Source organism: Proteus genomosp. 6, from assembly GCF_040139785.1.
In the GTDB taxonomy this organism is placed as follows: Bacteria; Pseudomonadota; Gammaproteobacteria; order Enterobacterales; family Enterobacteriaceae; genus Proteus.
In genome coordinates, this window is sequence record NZ_JBEEVJ010000006.1 from 226,559 (window position 1) to 248,300 (window position 21,742).

22 protein-coding genes and 1 riboswitch are annotated in these 21,742 nt (G+C 38.4%); of the genes, 4 read left to right on the forward strand and 18 right to left on the reverse strand.

All coding sequences use genetic code 11. From position 1 onward, the window contains the following. Positions 1-79: 79 nt before the first annotated feature. From ABN212_RS10065 to moaA, 5 genes are all read right to left on the reverse strand, one after another. Positions 80-790: a Bax inhibitor-1/YccA family protein gene (locus ABN212_RS10065; RefSeq protein WP_109373985.1), complete on the reverse strand. Its 711-nt coding sequence runs from the start codon at positions 788-790 to the stop codon at positions 80-82. Positions 791-984: 194 nt separating this feature from the next. Next, the gene (gene moaE, locus ABN212_RS10070; RefSeq protein WP_098943826.1) at positions 985-1,446 is read right to left on the reverse strand and encodes a molybdopterin synthase catalytic subunit MoaE; all 462 of its coding nucleotides are present in this window, start codon (positions 1,444-1,446) and stop codon (positions 985-987) included. 1 nt (position 1,447) lies between these two features. Beyond that, complete coding sequence (moaD, locus tag ABN212_RS10075; RefSeq protein ID WP_109373984.1) at positions 1,448-1,693, reverse strand: molybdopterin synthase sulfur carrier subunit; 246 nt, start codon at positions 1,691-1,693, stop codon at positions 1,448-1,450. Further along, positions 1,690-2,169 (reverse strand): cyclic pyranopterin monophosphate synthase MoaC, encoded by a 480-nt coding sequence (gene moaC / locus ABN212_RS10080; RefSeq protein ID WP_349443177.1) that lies wholly within the window; start codon positions 2,167-2,169, stop codon positions 1,690-1,692. Before moaC ends, moaD begins: the two co-directional genes overlap by 4 nt. 39 nt (positions 2,170-2,208) lie before the next feature. Then, entirely contained in the window at positions 2,209-3,189 is a 981-nt protein-coding gene (moaA, locus tag ABN212_RS10085) for a GTP 3',8-cyclase MoaA (RefSeq protein ID WP_088493379.1), read from the reverse strand. After that, a riboswitch (molybdenum cofactor riboswitch) is annotated at positions 3,179-3,321 on the reverse strand. It overlaps the preceding gene by 11 nt. A 279-nt stretch (positions 3,322-3,600) precedes the next feature. Between moaA and yvcK the strand changes: the two genes are divergently transcribed. Continuing rightward, the gene (gene yvcK / locus ABN212_RS10090; protein ID WP_349443178.1) at positions 3,601-4,539 is read left to right on the forward strand and encodes a uridine diphosphate-N-acetylglucosamine-binding protein YvcK; all 939 of its coding nucleotides are present in this window, start codon (positions 3,601-3,603) and stop codon (positions 4,537-4,539) included. 104 nt (positions 4,540-4,643) lie between these two features. On the opposite strand, the gene ABN212_RS10095 is transcribed toward yvcK, so the two are convergent. The 6 genes from ABN212_RS10095 to bioB all read right to left on the reverse strand — a co-directional run bounded on the left by ABN212_RS10095 (position 4,644) and on the right by bioB (position 11,878). Continuing rightward, positions 4,644-5,594 (reverse strand): DUF1266 domain-containing protein, encoded by a 951-nt coding sequence (locus ABN212_RS10095; protein WP_198620438.1) that lies wholly within the window; start codon positions 5,592-5,594, stop codon positions 4,644-4,646. A gap of 188 nt (positions 5,595-5,782) precedes the next feature. Continuing rightward, the gene (gene uvrB / locus ABN212_RS10100) at positions 5,783-7,792 is read right to left on the reverse strand and encodes an excinuclease ABC subunit UvrB (protein WP_198626133.1); all 2,010 of its coding nucleotides are present in this window, start codon (positions 7,790-7,792) and stop codon (positions 5,783-5,785) included. A gap of 470 nt (positions 7,793-8,262) precedes the next feature. Further along, complete coding sequence (bioD, locus tag ABN212_RS10105; protein WP_349443179.1) at positions 8,263-8,946, reverse strand: dethiobiotin synthase; 684 nt, start codon at positions 8,944-8,946, stop codon at positions 8,263-8,265. Continuing rightward, positions 8,939-9,703, reverse strand: coding sequence for a malonyl-ACP O-methyltransferase BioC (gene bioC, locus ABN212_RS10110; RefSeq protein ID WP_198620435.1), 765 nt, complete (start codon positions 9,701-9,703; stop codon positions 8,939-8,941). The genes bioD and bioC overlap by 8 nt, the downstream gene beginning before the upstream one ends. Further along, positions 9,678-10,841 carry an 8-amino-7-oxononanoate synthase gene (bioF, locus tag ABN212_RS10115; protein ID WP_349443180.1) on the reverse strand — a complete coding sequence of 388 codons (1,164 nt, stop codon included), beginning with the start codon at positions 10,839-10,841 and terminating at the stop codon, positions 9,678-9,680. Before bioF ends, bioC begins: the two co-directional genes overlap by 26 nt. Continuing rightward, positions 10,841-11,878 carry a biotin synthase BioB gene (gene bioB, locus ABN212_RS10120; RefSeq protein WP_349443181.1) on the reverse strand — a complete coding sequence of 346 codons (1,038 nt, stop codon included), beginning with the start codon at positions 11,876-11,878 and terminating at the stop codon, positions 10,841-10,843. The genes bioF and bioB overlap by 1 nt, the downstream gene beginning before the upstream one ends. 103 nt (positions 11,879-11,981) lie before the next feature. On the opposite strand from bioB, the gene bioA reads away from it, so the two are divergent. Next, positions 11,982-13,256, forward strand: a complete 1,275-nt coding sequence (bioA, locus tag ABN212_RS10125; RefSeq protein WP_349443182.1) for an adenosylmethionine--8-amino-7-oxononanoate transaminase — start codon at positions 11,982-11,984, stop codon at positions 13,254-13,256. Between the two features lie 60 nt (positions 13,257-13,316). Here bioA and pgl read toward each other — a convergent pair whose 3' ends face one another. Continuing rightward, on the reverse strand, positions 13,317-14,306 hold the full coding sequence (gene pgl / locus ABN212_RS10130; protein WP_196534317.1) for a 6-phosphogluconolactonase: 990 nt from the start codon (positions 14,304-14,306) through the stop codon (positions 13,317-13,319). A gap of 149 nt (positions 14,307-14,455) precedes the next feature. On the opposite strand from pgl, the gene ABN212_RS10135 reads away from it, so the two are divergent. Then, on the forward strand, positions 14,456-15,277 hold the full coding sequence (locus tag ABN212_RS10135; RefSeq protein WP_349443183.1) for a pyridoxal phosphatase: 822 nt from the start codon (positions 14,456-14,458) through the stop codon (positions 15,275-15,277). Between the two features lie 69 nt (positions 15,278-15,346). On the opposite strand, the gene modC is transcribed toward ABN212_RS10135, so the two are convergent. The 4 genes from modC to ABN212_RS10155 form a co-directional block, all read right to left on the reverse strand. Beyond that, positions 15,347-16,411, reverse strand: coding sequence for a molybdenum ABC transporter ATP-binding protein ModC (gene modC / locus ABN212_RS10140; protein ID WP_198620430.1), 1,065 nt, complete (start codon positions 16,409-16,411; stop codon positions 15,347-15,349). Then, entirely contained in the window at positions 16,405-17,097 is a 693-nt protein-coding gene (gene modB, locus ABN212_RS10145; RefSeq protein WP_160230862.1) for a molybdate ABC transporter permease subunit, read from the reverse strand. The genes modC and modB overlap by 7 nt, the downstream gene beginning before the upstream one ends. Positions 17,098-17,114: 17 nt before the next feature. Then, on the reverse strand, positions 17,115-17,885 hold the full coding sequence (modA, locus tag ABN212_RS10150) for a molybdate ABC transporter substrate-binding protein (RefSeq protein ID WP_198620429.1): 771 nt from the start codon (positions 17,883-17,885) through the stop codon (positions 17,115-17,117). A 336-nt stretch (positions 17,886-18,221) separates the two neighbouring features. Beyond that, positions 18,222-18,365 (reverse strand): AcrZ family multidrug efflux pump-associated protein, encoded by a 144-nt coding sequence (locus tag ABN212_RS10155; protein WP_071788544.1) that lies wholly within the window; start codon positions 18,363-18,365, stop codon positions 18,222-18,224. A gap of 158 nt (positions 18,366-18,523) precedes the next feature. Here ABN212_RS10155 and modE point away from each other — a divergent pair, with 158 nt between their 5' ends. Then, on the forward strand, positions 18,524-19,315 hold the full coding sequence (gene modE, locus ABN212_RS10160) for a molybdenum-dependent transcriptional regulator (protein WP_100159468.1): 792 nt from the start codon (positions 18,524-18,526) through the stop codon (positions 19,313-19,315). Between the two features lie 133 nt (positions 19,316-19,448). Here the strand turns inward: modE and ABN212_RS10165 are convergent, their stop codons facing one another. Then, positions 19,449-20,714: a hypothetical protein gene (locus tag ABN212_RS10165; RefSeq protein WP_349443189.1), complete on the reverse strand. Its 1,266-nt coding sequence runs from the start codon at positions 20,712-20,714 to the stop codon at positions 19,449-19,451. 273 nt (positions 20,715-20,987) lie between these two features. Then, positions 20,988-21,485, reverse strand: a complete 498-nt coding sequence (locus tag ABN212_RS10170; protein WP_198620454.1) for a contact-dependent growth inhibition system immunity protein — start codon at positions 21,483-21,485, stop codon at positions 20,988-20,990. Positions 21,486-21,742: the final 257 nt, after the last annotated feature.

The following is a 21,742-nucleotide window of genomic DNA, read 5'->3' on the forward strand; positions in this document are numbered from 1 at the left end:
ATCCCACAACTTATAAAAGTTATGGGATTTATTTTTTATGCTGTTTTTAAATTACGTTTATCCGTAGATACCGTTAAAATTAACGACGGTCGCCTAAAATACGCAGTAACATTAAGAACAAGTTGATGAAATCTAAATAAAGCGTTAATGCACCCATAATTGAGTAACGGCGCATATTTTCTTTATCTTCTTGGTTAATTTCATTCCCCATATCTTTTAATTTTTGTGTGTCGTAAGCAGTTAAACCTGCGAAAATCAACACACCAGCATAAGAGATAACCATGCTCATCATTGAGCTTTGCATAAAGATATTCACGATAGAAGCAATAATGATACCGATAAGCCCCATAAACAGGAAGCTACCCATACCCGTTAAGCTACGCTTAGTCGTGTAACCGTAAACACTTAATGCACCAAACATCGCAGCACAAATAAAGAAAGTGCTAGCAATTGAAGATGCGGTATAAACCAGTAATACGCTTGAGATAGTCACACCAGTTAGCACGGAATAGAGCATAAACAATGAGGTTGCCATTGCGCCACTCATTTTATGAACCATACCAGATAACACGAAAACTAACCCTAATTGAGCAATGATCAGACCAAAAAAGACGACCTTGCTAGAAAAAATCATTGATAATAATGCTTCGCTTGATGCAACGTAGAGTGCAACAAACGCAGTGAGTAACAGACCTACAGTCATCCAACCATAAACCTGAGCCATAAAGGTTTGTAGGCCAGAACCTGTGCGCTGTACGATTGAATCATTTGAACGTGAAAATCGATCCATGATGATTACCCTTTAATCATAGTGATAACGTTAGGTTTAACAATAACGTTTATTTCAGTAAAAAGTCCATTATGGACTCATTAGAATTTAATTTTATCACACTGATTTTACATTTCCACGAATTAAACTGTATGAAATGTCACCATAAAATAAATTTAAGTAAAGTAATGTAGCGTTTAATTCAGTGTGATGATTTATTCCCAGCGCTCAGCCGAGTCATAATCACTTTGGCGTGCATCAACCCATCTGTCGTTGTTTTCAGAAAGCCCTTCTTTTTTCCAAAATGGTGCGCGTGTTTTTAAGAAATCCATAATAAATTCAGCAGATTCAAATGCACTATTGCGATGAGAACTGGTGACACCGACAAACACTATCTCTTCACCAATATGCAAAGTTCCAACGCGGTGAATAACACTTACACGCTGTAAAGGCCAACGAGAGCGAGCTTCATTCACAATATCTGTTAGTGCTTTTTCAGTCATTCCTGGATAGTGTTCAAGCGTGAGCGTACTTACTTCATCACCGAGATTATGATTACGAACTTTACCCGTAAATGTCACAACAGCACCATCGCTGTCACACTCTGAAAGCCATTGGTATTCATCACCAACACTAAAATTTTCGGTTTGTACTGAAATACGAGTTGATGCGCTCATCTTATCCTCCTGTAACAGGTGGGAAAAAAGCGATTTCATCACCATCATTAATAACGTGAGAACCTTGAACAAAGGATTGGTTTACCGCAGAGAGTAACTTGCCATCTTCTAATGCGAGTGACCAACGTTCACCTTTAGTAATTAATGCCTTACGTAAATCATCTACTGTGTGGTATTTACAATCTAATTCAAGCGAATCAACACCCACTAATTCACGGACTTGAGCAAAGAAGAGAACCTTAATCATGCTTCCACCTTAAAGTGACCTGATTTACCACCTGTTTTTTCTAATAAATGTACAGGTCCTATCACCATATCTTTTTGAACAGCTTTGCACATATCATAAATCGTCAACGCAGCTACCGATGCCGCAGTTAATGCTTCCATCTCAACCCCTGTTTTACCCGTTAAACGGCAAACAGATTCAATACGTACGCGGTTGGATCCTGTGAGTGCTTCTAAACGCACTTCAACTTTAGTTAATAACAGCGGATGACATAATGGGATTAACTCCCATGTTCTTTTTGCTGCTTGAATACCTGCAATTCTTGCGGTCGCAAATACATCACCTTTATGATGTTTGCCTTCGGTGATCATGCTTAATGTTTCTGCTGACATTTCAACAAAGGCTTCAGCACGCGCTTCTCGCACTGTTTCAGCTTTAGCGCTAACATCCACCATGTGAGCTTCACCGGCAGCATTAATATGAGTTAGTTGAGACATGCACAACTCCTGAAATTAACGAAATAACAGAGCGAAAAACTATCCACCAATCACAGATAAGTTCGGTGTAATACCGCTATCGCCTTGATGAAGAAAATGGGTTTCTCGTTTATGAAGAAGACCACCCTGGATACGCTGTTGTAATGCTTCTTGTTGACTATCATCAGCAAGCAGATCGCGTAAAGGAATACCATTTTCACCAAATAAGCAAAGATGGAGATTACCAATGGCCGAAACACGTAAACGGTTACAGGTTAGGCAAAAGTCTTTTTCATAAGGCATAATAAGACCGATTTCACCTTGATAATCAGGATGGGTAAATACTTGAGCAGGCCCGTCACTACGAGCGCGAGGAATTTGTAACCAACCTTCATTGAGTAAACGCTGGCGAATAACTTCACCAGATAAATGAAAGCGGTTGAATATATCACTACCGTCACCAGTTTCCATTAATTCAATAAAGCGCAGCTGAATGGGTCTGTCTTTGATCCAATTTAGAAAATCAGGGAGGTTTTTATCATTTACATTGCGCATCAACACAACGTTGACTTTGACTTTTTCGAAACCTGCGGTAAATGCTGCATCAATACCTTCCATCACTTGGCTAAATTTATCTTGCCCTGTAATAGCATGGAATTGACGAGGATCGAGGCTATCAACACTCACATTAATTGCACTTAAACCGGCATCACGCCATTGAGCGACATCACGAGATAATCGATAACCATTTGTTGTAACTGCAATTTTTTTGATAGCCGCATTGTCTTTAATGGTTGCGATAATATCAGTAAAATCACGACGCATTGTAGGCTCACCACCAGTTAGGCGAATTTTTTCTGTCCCTAACGCGGCAAAAGATTGTGTCAGTCTGCTGATTTCATCTAACGAAAGAAATGATTTATGACCGTTAGGCTTATAACCATTAGGTAGGCAATAAGTACAACGAAAATTACACACGTCTGTAATTGAAAGACGTAAATAGAAAAATTTGCGGGAAAACGCATCAACGAGTTGTTGCATAGTAACACCTTTCCAAATCGGGAGATGCGGGCATTTCTACCTTGCACCCTGGTGACTTGTTTCGTCACGGCCAGAACATCATATCTTGTAAACACATGACTTAGACGTTAAGGCTAGGAGTTAATCTTTACCTGTTTTTCACAGGTTTCTAATACCTATATATTTATTGTGGATTCTACCTGCTAATCTTTCAAAAAGCGAATAATGTTTTCGCTATATAATTTATAATACAACGACTTACGACACTTTAATCACTTTAATAACATAAGTAAAAACACTTTCATTGATTAAATATTAGGCTATCAAAAGTAAAATTAAACTAGGAATGTGATGAAATCACGTCGTGATCATAGGCTTAAAATTTAACTGTGATAAATTAGCGGCAAATTTTTAAAGATGAGTAGAACAAATATGCGAAATCGCACGCTAAGTGATTTAGATCGTGTTGTTGCCCTTGGTGGTGGTCATGGCCTTGGACGTGTGCTTTCAGCACTCTCCTACTTAGGCTCTCGTCTCACTGGTATTGTTACAACAACAGACAATGGCGGTTCTACTGGCCGTATTCGCCAAGAAGAAGGTGGCATTGCGTGGGGTGATATGCGCAATTGTATTAATCAGTTAATTACTGAGCCTTCCGTTGCTTCTGCAATGTTTGAATACCGTTTTTCTGGTACAGGCGAACTGGCAGGACATAATTTAGGTAATCTAATGCTTAAAGCACTTGATAACTTAAGTGTTCGACCTTTAGAAGCCATTAATCTTATCCGCGGATTATTAAGAGTGAATGCTCACCTTATTCCTATGTCTGAACAAGCCGTTGACCTTATGGCGATAGATGACCAAGGAAATGAGATTTATGGTGAGGTCAATGTTGATATTTTACCAAAGATCCCCCAAAAGCTTGATCTCTACCCTAAAGTACCGACTACACGAGAAGCCATTGAAGCGATTGAACAAGCAGATTTGATCTTAATTGGTCCCGGTAGCTTTTTTACCAGTTTAATGCCTTTATTATTACTACCAGAACTTGCACAAGCATTACGCCGTAGCAGTGCAACAACCATTTATATTGGTAATTTAGGCAAAGAACTAAGCCCTGCGGCTGCCAGTATGACGATGTCTGATAAAATCGCCATGATGGAGAATTATATTGGTTTGCAAACCATAGATGCCGTGATTATTAGCCATGAAACACAATATGAATCGATGAAAGGTCGATTAATTGTGCAAGCTCAATTGGAAGCCAAAGATATTCCTTATCGTCACGACCGTCATCTATTAGGCAAAGCTATTGAGTTAACGTTGCAACAATTAGGGCAACGTAATGCATCACCTCAGACCGTTAAATAGTATTTAATTACCTACTTTCATAAAAAAACCGCATTTGCAATAAACAGCAAGTGCGGTTTTTTGTCGACAAAAACACAATATCACTATTGGTTTTCAACGTGTTATTAGCTATTAAGCTGCTTTAATGTAATACGCTGACTAATCACTTCTTCAATTTCGTCGAGCGTCATTGGTACATCATTTTTCATCAAACCAAGACCCGCTACAGTACGAGAAAACGACATTAAATCTAATGGAGGCAACTCCATGACCCAATTCTCTTCTGTTGCCAACGTATCTTCCGCATTCAGAATATTTTGTATAACATCCGTAAAAGCTTGATGAGAAGATACCCAATCTTGATCGCCACTTGCCCAAAACCAACGAGCAGCAATAAAATTTCTCCACATATCTTCCCAACCATCATAAATCCGACGCAACATTGATGCGCTCATTAATGACCATGTTTGGGCTTCTTGTTGAGTAATATAACCTTGTTGGCAACCTTCTAAACAGAGCTTGTTAAAACGACAGAGATCCCAAATAAGGTATTTCACATTTTGGATATTCATGCGATTTGTGCTCATCATATCGATTTGCCATAAACGCTCATTTTTATCGTGTTCAGTTAACTCAGAAAGTAAAATATCATTTTTTAATGACTGAACATCGTCTTCTTTACCATCCAAAATTTGGTCACGTAGCTGATAAAAATCATTGGTGTGACCTTGAGTGAGCAACCAAAATAGTTGATAGACTAAATCCCAACGGTCGTTAATTCCCCAACCTGCTGATAATCCACCATCATCTTTACCTTTATCATATTCGTTATATGCCCACTCATTCATTGCGGCATAAGGTGCTGCAACATATAAACCCCATTCATTGGGTAACAACTGACCTGACGTATTTTCTGCTTCAGATAAAATGGGCTCCTGCCCCGCTGTTGATGGTTTTTGCAACTCACTATCTTGTACAGCAAATTTGCGTAGCCATTTAAAAAGCATAATAAGAAGAATAACACCAAGAATTACCCCAGCAGAGCTGGGAAACCCTGCATAAACATAACCACTCATTCACTATCCTTAATGTCTTTTTTATCTTTGTAAATAATTGACGCTTTGTTTGTGGTGGTATTTAAACAGTTGAACGCCATTAAGGGAATATCAAACAAGGCAAAAAATGGAAGATAGAAGATAAAAAGGGATAATCCCTGTAAAAATACGGATATCCCTTTATTAGTTTGTGAACTTAATTTATCTAATTAAGAGTTAGCAATAAATTGAGCTCGTAACGCTTGCAACTTATCACGAGTACTCGCCGCTTTCTCAAATTCAAGATCTTTTGCATATTGATACATTTCGGCTTCTAAACGTTGGATCTCTTTTTCCAATTCAGCCGTTGATAACAACGGATAATTTTCATGGATATCTGTTGCTTTGTGCCCTTTCTTATTACGCCCCTGAGAAGGCTGACCAATCTTGAGAATATCACCAACTTTCTTATTTAATCCTTTAGGCACAATGCCGTGCTCAAGGTTAAACTGTTGTTGTTTCTCACGACGACGTTCAGTTTCGCTTATCGCTCTCGCCATTGAATCGGTAATTTTATCGCCATATAAAATCGCTTTACCTTCAAGATTACGAGCCGCACGACCAATTGTCTGAATCAATGAACGCTCTGAACGTAAGAAGCCTTCTTTATCAGCATCTAAGATCGCCACCAAAGAGACCTCTGGCATATCCAAACCTTCTCGAAGTAAGTTGATACCCACTAATACATCAAACTCACCTAAGCGCAAATCACGAATGATTTCGACACGCTCAACCGTATCAATATCAGAGTGCAAATAGCGAACACGTTCACCATGCTCTTCAAGATATTCCGTTAAATCTTCTGCCATCCGTTTTGTCAGTGTTGTTACTAATACACGTTCGTTTTTCGCTGCACGAATACGAATTTCAGAGAGTAAATCATCGACTTGTGTTGCCACAGGCCGCACTTCAACAATCGGATCAAGTAAACCTGTTGGTCTTACAACTTGCTCAACAATTTCATCACCCGATTTTTCAAGTTCATATTTACCCGGTGTTGCTGAAACATAAATCGTTTGTGGTGCTAACGCCTCAAACTCTTCAAAACGTAATGGACGGTTATCAAGCGCAGAAGGTAAACGGAAGCCATATTCAACTAAGGTTTCTTTACGGGAACGGTCGCCTTTATACATTCCACCAATTTGAGGAATAGTAACGTGTGATTCATCAATTACGAGTAAACCGTTAGCAGGAAGATAATCAAATAGCGTTGGTGGTGGCTCACCGGGGCCTCTACCTGATAAATAGCGTGAATAGTTTTCGATACCGGAGCAATATCCCAACTCATTCATCATTTCGAGATCAAATTGAGTACGCTGTGTCACCCGTTGCTCTTCAACAAGTTTATCGTTAGCTAAAAGTACTTTGCGTCTATCCGCGAGTTCTTTTTTGATCTCTTCCATCGCTTCAAGAATACGTTCACGAGGTGTGACATAGTGCGTTTTAGGATAAACAGTAAAACGAGGCACATTGTAGTGAATTTGCCCCGTTAAAGGGTCAAACAGTGAAAGGCGTTCAACTTCTTCATCAAATAGCTCAACACGTAATGCATAATCGTCAGATTCAGCAGGGAAGATATCAATCACTTCACCACGGACACGAAATGTCCCCCGCTGAAAGGCTTGATCATTACGAGTATATTGTAAGTCAGCTAAACGGCGTAAAATGGCACGCTGGTCGATTATCATGCCGTTAGTCAGGTGAAGCATCATTTTTAAATAGCTATCGGGATCACCTAAACCATAAATGGCTGACACGGATGACACCACAATGACGTCTTTACGTTCTAGCAAGGCTTTAGTAGCAGATAAGCGCATTTGCTCGATATGTTCGTTAACAGAAGCATCTTTTTCAATAAAGGTATCAGAGCTTGGAACATACGCTTCTGGCTGATAATAATCATAATAAGAAACAAAGTATTCCACTGCATTTTCAGGGAAGAATTCTTTCATCTCACTATAAAGCTGTGCCGCCAATGTTTTATTTGGCGCTAACACCATAGTCGGACGATTTAGATTGGCGATCACATTGGCAATCGTAAAAGTTTTACCTGAACCTGTTACCCCTAAAAGAGTTTGATGAGCAAGACCATCATCTAATCCTTCACAGAGTGAGGCAATAGCGGCAGGTTGATCACCACCTGGTTTAAATTCAGAATGCAGTTTGAAATCTTTGCTCATATTTTCTTCTCCTCGCTGACCCTCCCTATAATACTGGATAAAAATCCAGCTTCAATCTCTATCTGATAAAATTTGTCTGAATAATTAGCATAAGTTATCCCCAATTTTGGAACTGGGATTTTTCCAAAAAGCAACCCCCTTTTTTATGAATTATTCAAAGAGACACACCAACACCACTCTCTCTATTGATTTTATTTAATTAATTGATATATAAGAATTAAAAATAAAAGTTGAGAATAACACCAATCTTTAGCAATGCCTTGTGTTCTCTCTATTTAGCGTATTTTTATAATGGTAATACACAAGGTTATCCACAGGAATAGTGGATAACTACACAAAGTTGTTATCTCTCGGTAGGTTACGTCTTTTTTTCCACCTTAAAATATCCCTCAAAATTGACGAAATTTATTTTTTTTATTTTTTTATTGGTATAAAAAATAGACTTTTATAATTTACTTAATAACGGTCTATCAACTTAGTTTTAAACAAGAAAGATCAAGGTAAGGAGTAAAATTATGCTCTTTTACTTCATTTAAATAGGGTATTTTGCCTAAGAATGGTGCTTTAATATGCTGTTTTAATGTTGCCAAATATTCTTTCTGATATCGTCCCGCAGGTTCAACTTCATTTGCAACCCAACCCGCCAATGTTAAACCAGACTGAATAATTGCTTGTTGCGTTAATAACGCATGATTAATGCAACCCAATTTAACACCTACAGTCAAAATAACAGGTAGATTTTCATTGATAGCCCAATCAGAGAAAAATTGATTTTCTGACAGTGGAGTAAACCAACCACCAGCACCTTCAACTAAAACCCAATCAGCTTGCTGCTTTAAGTAAGACAAGCCTTCTGACATCACATCAAAATCAATAGGCTGATTCATTTCTTGGCTGACAATATGCGGCGATGTCGGCGTTTCAAAGCAATAAGGGTTAACGCGGTGATAATTTAATTTTACTGTGCTGAATTTTTGCAATGTTAACGCATCCGAGTTACGTAAACCTTCATTCAACCACTCACTTCCTGATGCTACAGGTTTATAGCCCACGGTTCGATACCCTTGGTGCGCAGCACATTGTAATAGAGCACTGCTTACTACAGTTTTACCCACTTCTGTATCTGTGCCTGTTAAAAACCATATTTTAGCCATGTGATATTTTTCCTATAACAATTTGATAAGTGAGTAAATATTTTCCTGAGTCTGTTTTCCACACATTTTCTAATGCATGGAGTTTTTGTCGTGTCATCAAGCCTTTTTGGCGATCACCTTGCACAAAATTGGCACCAACGCCCTTCAAAGAAGCAAAGAGCGCATGTAATGAATCATATTGTTCTGTGACAATTTCGGTAGAAAATTGGCAATGGAAACCAGCACAGGCGTTCTCGATATCTTGAGGGGATAAAAAGGGATTAACATGTTCATGATTATCAAGCGATTGCCAAGCGTCTCTGACTTCTTGTAATGTCGACGTGGCAAGTGTTGAAAAATAAAGTGCTCCTTTCACATTTACGGTGTTCATTAACGTTTTAACGGCAACAGATAAATCATCACACCATTGCATCGCTAAATTGCTAAAAACAATATCCACACTTTGTGGCGTAATCGCACAGTGCTCTATATCACTTTGTAGATAGCCATGAGCTCGCTGTTGCTGTTTTGCCACTTGTAACATTGAATGTGATAAATCAAGCGCAATAACAAACTTGCCTTGTTGCTTCCATTTTTGACTGAAATATCCCGTTCCACATCCTGCATCTAACACAATATTGCCACTATCATGACGTGTTAAATCCATTAATTTATTGCCGCTATAGCGCTGAATATTGGCGTGATTATCATAATGAATCGCAGCTTTACCAAATGTTTGAGCTATACGTTGTTTATCTGTTTTGACTGAAGAAAGCATGAAGCGTCTCGATTAACAGCTTAATATCTGAAAGGTGATGGCGAGTCGTTAACGTTATTCGTAAACGTGCACTTTGAGGAGGTACGGTAGGTGGAAAGATTGCTTTTATCCAAAGCCCTTTAGATTGCAGATAATCTGAAAGTGTTTGGCACAATTGTTCATCACCAATAATTACTGGCTGAATAGCGGTTTGCGAAGGCAATAATTTAATAGGGAGCGAAGCCACACCTTGGCGAAAGGTATAAATTAATTGTTGAAGATATTCCCGCTCACTATCAGCTTGCTTAATCACATTCAGTGCGGAATTTAAAGCCACAGCTTGTGCCGGTGGCATTGAGGTACTGTAAATGAGATGGCGAGCATATTGTTCAAAAAATTCAGCAGTTGGCTTGTTGCAAAGCACAGCCGCCCCACTCACACCAAAAGCTTTACCAAAAGTTACGACCAATAATTCAGGTTTAATAGCCACTTCATCACAACTGCCTCGACCTTGTTTACCTAAAACACCTATACCATGCGCATCATCGACCATTAACCAAGCATAGTGCTTTTGGCTTATTAATGCAGTTTCTCTTAATGGCGCTTGATCGCCATCCATGCTAAATACCCCTTCTGTCACCACTAGGATTTTATTAGCAGACGTTTTATTGAGTCGTTGAGATAAAGAATCTGGCGAATTATGCAAAAAGAGCCACAACGTGGCGGGTGATAATGTGGCTGCTTCCATTAATGAAGCATGGCAAAGTTTATCAGCAATAATGATATCTTCTTTTTCAAGTAATGCCGAAATAACGCCTTGATTGGCACTGTAACCAGATGAAAATAACAGCGCATTATCGTAACCTAACCAATCCGCTAAATGTTGTTCTAACTGCGCATGAGCTTGTGTAAAACCAGTGATATGTCCTGAACCGCCACTCCCCACACCATATTCATTCGCACCTTGTTGCCACGCGTTAATCACATCGGCATGCTGGCTAATACCTAAATAATCATTGCCTGAAAAATTAAGATACTTTTCGCCTGATATCGTGGTTAGAAAGCGCCCATTAGAATGATTTATCACTTGGCGTTTTCGCCATAATGGCGTATTTCTACGCACATTAAGTTTTTCATCTAAATAGTTTTGCCAGCTCATTACAGTGCCGCGTTATAAAATTGTTCAGTGTCTTTATTGGCAACAGCGTGCATTAGCGCTTCTTCTTGCTGATTATCGCCCATTGATACCGCTAACCGCTCTGGATTTAGGCCTAACTTGCGGAATAATTGGTGATCTTTATCTTCAGTCGGATTGGTTGTCGTTAATAATTTGCAACCGTAGAAAATAGAGTTAGCCCCAGCCATAAAGCAAAATGCTTGTGTCTGTTCATTCATTTGCTCCCGCCCAGCAGAAAGACGCACATAAGAACGCGGCATCATGATACGAGCAACGGCGATAGTACGAATAAAATCAAAAGGATCGACATCCTCATTATCTGCAAGTGGTGTCCCTTTTATTTTGGCAAGCATATTAATAGGTACACTTTCAGGAGGCTGTGGCAAATTGGCTAATTGCACCAGCATTGCCGCGCGATCTTTAACTTCCTCGCCTAACCCTAAAATTCCGCCAGAACACACTTTAATACCCGCATTACGCACTTTATCAAGCGTATCTAAACGGTCTTGATAGGTACGTGTTGTCACGATACTGCCGTAAAATTCAGGTGAGGTATCAAGGTTGTGGTTATAAAAGTCCAGTCCTGCATCTGCTAATCGGTTAGCTTGTGAATCATCTAATTTGCCGAGTGTCATGCAGGTTTCCATACCCAGCGCTTTAACTTCTTTTACCATTTGCTCAAGGTAAGGCATATCGCGCTCATGCGGATTTTTCCATGCCGCGCCCATACAAAAACGTGTTGAACCTGCCGCTTTTGCTTTTTTCGCAGATTCAATCACTTGCTGCACTTCCATTAAGCGCTCTTTTTCTAATCCCGTTTTATACCGCGCGCTTTGGGCACAATACTTACAATCTTCAGGACAAGCCCCTGTTTTAATAGAAAGCAAAGTGCTCACTTGAATTTGTGAAGGGTCAAAATGTTGACGATGAACTTGTTGTGCTTGAAAAACCAAATCTAAAAATGGCATATCAAACAATGCTCTGGCTTCTTTTAATGTCCAACGTTTTAGTGCGCTCACAATACAATCTCCTTTTTAAAAGTGATTGCCAGTTTAAATAATAGGGTTATCATGTCAACTAAAATTGATCACCATTGGTTTACATGATTAAGTGAAAAATATAATGACACCTGAAGATATCGCTTTCGATTTACGCCACATTTGGCATCCATACACTTCGATGAGTAATCCGTTACCTGCTTACCCTATCGTCAGTGCAAAAGGCGTTGAATTAGTCTTGGCCGATGGTAGAAAATTGATTGATGGAATGTCTTCATGGTGGGCAGCAATTCATGGATATAATCATCCAGAACTCAATAATGCCGTTACAACACAGCTCAGCAATATGTCTCATGTGATGTTTGGTGGCATTACTCATCCACCAGCAATATCACTTTGTCGAAAATTATTAGCGATAACACCAGAGCCTCTTGAATGCATATTTCTCGCAGATTCTGGCTCGGTTGCTGTTGAAGTTGCGCTTAAAATGGCTTTGCAATATTGGCAGGCTAAAGGTGAAAAACGCCAACGTATTGTGGCGTTAAAACAGGGCTATCATGGCGATACATTTGGTGCCATGTCAGTGTGTGATCCAGATAACTCCATGCACAGTCTTTACAAAGGTTATCTGCCTAATCATCTCTTTGTGGATGCGCCAAAAACAGGTTTTTATGAAGAATGGGATCCCGCTGATATCCACTCATTACGCTCAACGCTAGAGCAACATCATCAAGAAATTGCTGCCGTTATGCTTGAACCCATTGTTCAAGGTGCTGGTGGAATGCGAATTTATCATCCCGAATATTTGAAACACGCAAGAGCCTTATGTACTGAATTTGATGTGTTATTAATTGCAGATGAAATAGCCACTGGTTTTGGTCGAACAGGTAAGCTGTTTGCCTGTGAACATGCTGAAATATCGCCAGATATAATGTGTGTAGGTAAAGCATTGACAGGTGGATATATAACGTTATCGGCAACCTTAACCACGCGCCATATTGCAGAAACCATAAGCCAAGGCGATGCAGGATGCTTTATGCATGGTCCTACCTACATGGGAAATCCTTTGGCTTGTGCAGTTGCTGATGCCAGTTTATCTCTATTAGCAAAAGGCGATTGGGTAAACCAAGTTGCAGAAATTGAAAAACAACTAAAATGCGAGTTATTACCGTTAAAACAGGCAAAAAGTGTGAAAGATGTACGTGTTTTAGGCGCAATTGGTGTGGTTGAAATGCATGAGCCTGTCAATATGGCAAAATTACAAAAAATCTTTGTTGCTGAAGGCGTTTGGATAAGACCTTTTGGTAAGCTGATTTATATTATGCCACCATTTATTATGCTGCCAGAAAACCTCACTAAACTCACTCAAGCTATTGAGAAAGTTGTTAATCTCTCATAAACCTTTTATAAAAAATAAAACCTCTAGCAAGGAAATATTTTGCTAGAGGTACAGTAATCTTTACTTCGTCACAACGGTAACCCACATAGCGCCTTTACCTACTGGGTAACACGCTAACTCAGTTAATGCGCCAGTGTGTTTATCAATACGAGAAACCGACGCAAAATCTGATTTTTGACCACAAGAAATAAGATAATTGCCTGTGTTATCAAGATTAAAACCACGAGGCTGTGTTTGTGTTGGGTAATAACCCACAGGTTGCAGATAGTCGCCCGCCTCTGAAATTGCCATCGCACAAATAAAACTTTCAGAGCGTTCGCTTGCATAAAGAAAACGGCCATCTGGTGTAATATGAATATCTGACGCCCAACGGGTACTGTTAAATGTTTCAGGCACAATATCGACCGTTTGCATTAAGCGATATAAATCACCCATACGACGATATATATTGATTGTCGCATCTAATTCATTAAGGCAATAAAACACATCACCATTAGGATGGAATGCCATATGACGGGGGCCCGCATTTTGTGCTGTTGTCAGCTCTTCAGTACCCGCTTCTGTTAAACGACCATCTTCTGATAAATCAAATAAACGAATATGATCTTCACCTAAGCAAGGCACAATCAGTTGTTTATTATTCCAATCAATGTTAGATGAATGAGGCTTATTTAAGCCTTCAATAATTTGAATAGGTGATTGAGGGATCCCCTTCGCATTAATAGGTAAAACAGCTAAATTACCCTGATGATAAGAAGGAACAAACAAAAAGCGCCCTGTTTTATCTAAGCATAAATGGACAGGCGTGCTTGGAATTGACGTTGTCGCCTTTTGTTCTAACTGACCATCAGAAGCTATCGCAAATGTCACCACACTAAAATGAGGACGAATACCCACATAAAGGTATTTTCCATCAGCACTTGCAATCATTGGTTGCACTTGCCCTGCAACCTCAACAACCTGCAATAAATCCATTTCACCTTCGGTGTTTAACGCATAAACATGAATTTGCTGACTCTCTGGACTTGCTACGTAGACTACCTGTTTCATCCCTTCTCCTTAAAACCCATTACCCATTGATTTATAAAGAATAATAGAATAACTAACGTTTGATTGTAACGATTAAGCTAGTTTATCTTTTATTGGTTAACGTGTAACATCAACACCATTGCATCTTAATACTATCAAGGGGCTTATTTATGTCATATCGCGTTATTGCTTTGGATCTTGATGGCACACTGCTTGATGACCAAAAACGTATCCTGCCAGAATCTTTAGAAGCACTCAATCTTGCAAGAAAAGCAGGCGTTAAAGTTTTAATTGTAACAGGTCGTCATCATGTTGCTATTCATCCATTCTATCAAGCGCTCGATCTTGATACCCCTGCAATCTGCTGTAATGGAACTTACCTTTATGATTATATTGGTAAAAAAGTATTAGAGTCTGATCCACTAACTACACAAGAAACCAGAGCTGTATTAGATCTCGTTAAACAAACCGATATCCATCACTTGGTTTATGCCGACGATGCAATGCTTTATGACCAATTATCCTCCCCTGTTCAACGCACTTTAAAATGGTCAGAAACATTACCTATCGCACAACGCCCTAATCTCGTTAAAGTCGATGATTTCTATAAAGCCATGCATGATGTTAATGCAATTTGGAAAATAGCCACTACAACGCCTGATCACGATGAATTGCGTACTTTAGTTGAGAAAATTGAGCAACAAGTAGGCTTAGAGTGTGAATGGTCTTGGATTGATCAAGTTGATATCGCCAAAAAAGGCAACAGCAAAGGCCATCGTTTACAACGCTGGGTTGAAGCAAATGGCATGAGTATGAATGATGTTATTGCCTTTGGTGATAATTTTAATGATCTTAGTATGTTAGAACATGTTGGTTTAGGTGTTGCAATGGGTAATGCTTCAGATGAAGTAAAAGCGCGCGCTAAAATGGTCACTAAAGTGAATTCACAGCCAGGTATTGCTGAGACTATCCATAAATATATTTTGTCTTGATCACTCTCTTTAAAAGACAAAAACCTCATCTAAGATGAGGTTTTTTTATGTATTGATAAAACGAAAAAATCAAAGATGGCGACTTAGCGAAATACTTTTTATTTGCGCATAAAGCCATTGTCCTTCTTGGATATTTAATTCATCTTTTGCCCAAGGTGTGATCCTCGCCCATAAATAATTGCCATCATTGACAAGTTTTACATCAACTTGACCATCATTCGTTATGGTTTCAACCACTTTCATATGCAAAATATTACGAATACTACTATTTGAAGGACGAGTGGTAGTCAGTGATACATCAGAAGCATCAATACGCACACGCACATCACGACCGATTTTCGCCTCTATTTGAGGCAACCACAGCACTTGATTACCAAAAGCCGTTGCCGTCATATCGTAATGGCTATGGTGTTCTACCACCATGACATTGGCGATGCTACTTAACGTCTCTTTTTGTAACCAAGGACGTAATGCACTACTTGCCCATACATCTTCTAGCTTACCTGTCGCCTTAATTTTTCCTGCATCCATCACAATAACATTATCTGCAAGTCGAATAATTTCATCAAGGCTATGGCTCACATACAAAATAGGAATTTGTACATCTTGAGAGAGCTTTTCTAAATACGGCAGTAACTCACGTTTACGCGGTAAATCAAGCGATGCTAAAGGTTCATCCATTAGCATAATATCAGGAGCTGTCAGCAACGCTCGTCCAATAGCAACACGTTGCTTTTCACCGCCTGATAAGGTGATAGGAAAACGCGAAAGTAAATGTTCGATGCCTAATAAGTAAATAATGCGATCAAACTGCACTTTCATTGTCGGTGACATACCGTAAAGCAGATTTCCTCTCACTGTGTAATGAGGAAACAGCCGTGCATCTTGGAATACATAACCCACTTTACGTTTTTCAGGTGGCAGATAAATTTTCTTTTCAGTATCAACCAGTGTGTGATTATTTAATACAATCCGCCCTGAATCTGGTTTGGTTAACCCGCCAATCACATTAATCAGTGAAGTTTTACCCGCACCAGATAAACCAAAAACTGCCGTAATACTTTCTGTTGGCAGTTCAGTATTTACTTCCAGACGCAGTGATCCTAGCGCCTGTTTAAAATTCATCTCTAGCATACGCCCCCCAATCTTTTACGACCCCAACGAGTTAGCCACTCTGAAGCCATTAAAGAGACGAGCGCCAAAATAATTGCAATCACACATAAACGGGCGGCATCCATTTCCGCACCTGGTGTTTCAATCAAGGTATACATTGCCAGAGGAATAGTTCTTGTTTCCCCTGGAATATTGGAAACGAAAGTGATTGTTGCGCCAAATTCTCCCAATGAGCGCGCAAATGCCAACACAATTCCTGCGATGATCCCTGGCATAGACAAAGGTAACGTTATGGTAAAAAAGACTCGCAACGGCGAAGCCCCTAAGGTTCTTGCAGCTTGCTCCATGCGTTGATCGACAGCTTCTAATGCTAGTCTAATTGCCCTTACCATCAGTGGAAATGCAACTACTGCGGATGCAAGTGCTGCGCCTCGCCAACTAAAGGTAAAGCTAAAACCAAACCAGTTATACAACCATTCACCAATAAATCCACGTCTCCCCATACTGATCAGTAAAAGATAACCGACCACAACAGGTGGCAGAACTAAAGGTAAATGAATAATGCTATCAAGCAATGATTTACCAGGAAAACGTACCCTAACTAAAAGCCAAGCCATAAAAATACCAAAAGGTAGACTGATTATAACTGCAACAGTCGATACCTTAAGGCTTAGTATGATGGCTTGCCATTCGTATTCACTTAACATCTCCAAAAGTATAATTCCTACAGTGGGCTAAAGCCGTATTTCTTAAAGATTTCTGCGGCTTGAGGTGTTTTCAGATAGTCATAAAAATCACGAACTGCTTTATTGTCCTGACCCTTTACAACTGCCATTGGATACTCAACAGGTTTGTGGCTATCAGCTGGGAATACGCCAACCACTTTCACTTTATCACTCGCAACCGCATCAGAACCGTATACGATACCTAATGGTGCTTCATCACGTTCAACTAGCGCCATACCGCTACGCACGTTATTAGTACGAGCCATTTCTGGGCTTACTGTATCCCATGCACCTAAATATTCTAATGATTCTTTAGCATAGATACCAACAGGCACATGATCCGGATCGCCAACAGCTAATTTTCCGCCATTAAGTAAGGATTTCCATTTGGTTTCCTTATTAATAACAACGTCATTTAATTGACTATCTTTAGGGGCAATGAGTACTAAATCATTACCTAATAATGTATGACGTGAATCTGCAACCATTAAATTTTTATCAATGACATAGTCCATCCACTGCTGATCTGCTGAAATAAACAGATTTGCAGGTGCGCCCTGTTCAATTTGACGAGCTAGTGTTGAAGAAGATGCATAAGATGCAACAACTTCAGTTTGCTTTTCTTGCTTATATTGTGCCGAAATTTCATTAAGAGCATTAGTAAGAGAAGCGGCCGCAAATACCGTTACTTTTTCCGATGCAAAACTTTGACTCACTAAAGCAAAAGAGATAACCGCACCAGCAAGTAACTTACCTGATAATTTTTTCATGTTCTAATTCCACTTAAATTAAAGGATGACCACGCTGTATATACCAAGATACAGCGTAAAATGAAAGAATTAGATGTTAGAAACTAGTTATATATCAATAAATATAACCATAAAAATAAGGATAAAAAAACAAATAGAGAAAAGGTTATATACTCTAAATAATTTAAGTCACAGCTAGGCGAAAAATGAATGAGTCACTAGGAGCATACATAAGTATGTGACTAGTGCGAATGAGTGTAGTCAACACCGCTGTGGCTTGAAGTATGACGAGTATGGCGAATAAAAAAACAGCCCTCTAAAAAATTAGAGGGCTGTTCTAAATCAGGGAGGGAGATTTTATGATTTTTTGTCTGCTTTTGGCTGACTTGGTGAAATCAGGTTAAACACTTCACCCAAACCATAAATGATGCCCATAATGAGTACCATTACAACGGGTACCATCAAGAGAGCAAACCCTAAACTTTTCAATAATTCAAGCATGATAACCTCTTTATCATGGTATATTCGGAAAGCCAGAGTTGGCATTTCTTCACGAATAACGAATAATAACGCTATAGTTGTATATATTCTAGAGAATTATCGCTTTGTGTCGGTACAAAAAATGCGATAAACACACAAAAAAGAAGAAGCCTATCATTATGCAAGCAGAAATATTATTAACACTAAAACTTCAAGATAAGCTCTTTGCCGATCCTCGCCGTGTTGCGCTGTTAAAACAGATCAAAGCGACGGGTTCAATTAGTCAAGGGGCAAAAATGGCAGGCATTAGCTATAAAAGTGCTTGGGATGCCATTAATGAAATGAATCAACTCGCAGACGAACTTCTCGTTGATAGAGCAACAGGTGGCAAAGGCGGTGGTGGTGCAACTCTTACTCATTATTGTGAGCGCTTACTACAACTTTACGATCTGCTAGGTCAAATTCAGCAAAAAGCCTTTGATGTATTAAAAGACGATTCACTCCCTCTTGATAGCCTTTTAGCGGCGATTTCTCGCTTTTCATTACAAACGAGTGCCAGAAACCAGTTTTTTGGCACGATTATTGAGCGTGATAATCTTCAAGTTCAACAGCATGTTAATGTGCAACTTGCAGATAGAAAAACGACTATTCGTGCTGCCTTAACAGAAAAAAGTGCAGATCGCTTGGGCCTGAAAAAAGGCAAAGAAGTACTGATCTTAATTAAAGCGCCATGGGTTAATATTGAAAAAGGCTCATCCTTAGCGCAACAATATGATAATGCCCTTTCAGGCACACTCACTCAAATTGAGACGGGTAGTGAAAACAGCGAATTAGTGGTGACATTAGAAGGTGGGCAAGAAGTGTGTGCCACCTGTTCTAATCAGCATGTTAAAGAGCAAAAATTGCATATTAATGACAGCGTAACGGCTTTATTTAATGCCGATCAGGTGATTGTCGCCACACTGTGTTAATTATTAGCATGGTTGCTTTTCAATAAAAAAATAAAACCATTACTTAGTTATTATTTTAGAAATAATATTAAGTGATGGTTTTTAATTGGAAATAATATTTACATAAATCAAATTTATTCTAATAAACTTCTGATTAACGTATTACATTAATATTTTCCAGTTTTACTGAACTTTCTAGTCTATCACCTACTTGCATGGTAACTGGAACAAAAACGTTAAAATCTTGCAACCAAGCTTGTTTGCTACTGATTTTCTGTTGTCCTTCATGAGTTTCATCACACTGAACTAACAGATATTTTCCACTAAACTCAGATGCTATACTACCTGCATCTCCTTCGCTTAACACATTACAACGTATCGATGAAGTTATTACTTCTTTTTTAGAATCAATACTTTCCCACTGTGCTTGATATTGTTGGCCAACGACTAATGGAAATTGCAGATCTGTCTGCAACTTACGGAGTAGTGAAATATCGTGACTGATAGACATAACAAACTTTAATTGTAACTGATTAGCCAACATTAAACGTTGTACTGTCCAGATACCATAATCTTCTAGATTACGTATATAACCATCCGATTGGGCATCCAACTGTACATTGACCTTACCGTATTCGCTTACTATGGTATAACGGATCTGTTTAAAGCGAGGAAGTGCCCATGGTTTTATCAATGATTGAGTTTGATTATTAATTCCTGTAGAAAGTGGATATTTATTAAGCCATTGCGGATTATTATTACTTAAATTGGGCATTGTTGGCCCCATCAATGTTGATACAGGCTTATTAATAGCAGGTACAAAGTGTCCCTCAGCAGTGAACGTTTTTCCTTCTGGTAACTGACATAATTGATTGAAAAGTTGTCTCATTTGAAGATCTATTTTGAAACTATTTTTACGACGAATAATATCATCAGTGATCAGCGAATCAGTAATGTACCCCTCACGATCTAGGTTCATTGCAACTACAGCGTCGCCCTGATGAGTTTTACAATTATATAAATAGTGCTCAATCTTTAGCTCAAGAGGTGCATCATAAGGTGGTTCCCAGATGGTTTCTGCAAAATCATATCCTGTGCGCACTGATAAGATGTCACCAATATGCTGAATACTATTAGTATCAACAAGGTTAGTCATACCGCCGATAGACGTGTCAGATAATCTTTCCCATCGCGATTCTTTTATTGGAAATTGACAAACCATGCGGATATCTTCTGTTGTCATCAGCTTATTGTCTTGAGCTGGTGCATAACGAAGATAATTATTACCGTAATAGCGAGCTTTGGTTAGCCCTTCTTCATTCAATACATCCTTATATAAAAGCTGAGCTTTGTTCTGCTTACAATCAACAGAATGCCAATGCCGAACCGTTTCTCCATTATTATCCGTTAATGACACCATGTAATTCACACGATCATGGATCCTAATTATAGATAATGGATTAATTTTACTATTTATCAATGAAGGCTTATTCGTTGCATAGACAAAAGAAAATAACAAATAAGGTAGAAATAAAAATAAAATAATAAAAAAACGTAAGCTATACATATATATTCCTTTACTGATTGATTGTTTTTTATAGTTAATATGGTAGAAAATCACTATATATTGTTAATACTAATTAGTTCTATTTATTAGAATAATTATTTAGTAGTCTCAGTAGAAATAAAGTATTTAAACTTTACGACTAATACAACGTGTAAAAGCTTCTTTTATTGAGGCACCTAAAACCTCGTCACTGCAATTGCTTTTTAATGTAATAATTGCATTGTTAGGTATACTTTTACCAATCCAATGATCCAATCGTAAGTGATCATAAGGAATAATAGATATAATACCATCAGTCACATTCACATTACATAAGTTCATGTTTTTGAATAGTGTCGTTTTATTTTTATAATCACATTCTTTAATTATTTTTTTTATCCATTCAGAATATAATCCATCGTTATTACGCATTTCATGATATTCAGATGAATTAGCATCTAATATTTCGCTTTGGATTAATGCATTTCTTGTAAAGAAACCCAAATCTGCATCAAATGGATCTTTGGATAAAACCTTATAACCTTTTTTAAAATCCATCAAATAAATACCGCTTTTTGAAAGAGTTATTATAATATAATAATCATTATTAAAATAGATACTTGCTCTTAAGTTATTTTTTTTGATATAGACACTATTTACTCCTCAACTATTGTAATATTAACCTTAATATTTTTTGAAGATGCATTTTTAATAAAATTATTAATAGCATCTCATTGTTGTTTGGTTGTTCTTGCAGGAACACCTAATTCTAGAGTTTTTGATTTAACATCACTTGGTAAAATCTCAGCGCTTCTCTTTCTTTCTCCAGAATATTTATCCATTTAAGTGTTTTTAAATAAGAACTACCACCTAATTATTATTTTTAAAATAATATTAAGCAA